This is a genomic window from Sinorhizobium sp. GQ132, from assembly GCF_059758575.1.
On record NZ_JCAXDX010000063.1, the window covers coordinates 1 to 440 of the forward strand.

Annotated in this window: 1 protein-coding gene; it reads left to right on the forward strand. The window is 59.5% G+C overall.

Annotated elements, in window-relative coordinates; all coding sequences use genetic code 11:
- Window positions 1–130: 130 nt before the first annotated feature.
- Window positions 131–440: hypothetical protein (locus AC6CIG_RS29725; RefSeq protein ID WP_498324390.1), on the forward strand; the 310-nt coding region annotated here is incomplete at its 3' end.

The following is a 440-nucleotide window of genomic DNA, read 5'->3' on the forward strand; positions in this document are numbered from 1 at the left end:
AGCGACGGAGCAATTCTCGGACGCGCATCAGCCGTCGAGAACATGGCTGGCAGGGAAGAACCTGCCGGCCAATGTACAGGAAGGCCCCGGAGGAGTAGCGCTTTATCAAGCCCCAACATGCGAGCCCCTCGTGTTCAAGTACCGCGACTTCACGCAGCAAGATGTGAAGGAACTGCGGCTGAAACCGGAATGGCTTGTGAATCCAGTCCAAATAGAGTGGTTCGTCGATGACATGGAAATCCCGACCGATGCCGGCTCGCCGCTGAGGTTCACCACCACTGTGCGCACAGCACTACCTCCTCCCGACGGTGATGAAGTCTCGGGACACGCGGTTGAGTTGGGCTACGACTTCGGCCTGCCACTCGGGGTGATTGGAGTGGCACCGTGGAGCGTAAAATTGACCCCGCGCCCAGCCGATCTTCGCTACGAGGTGCGCTTGA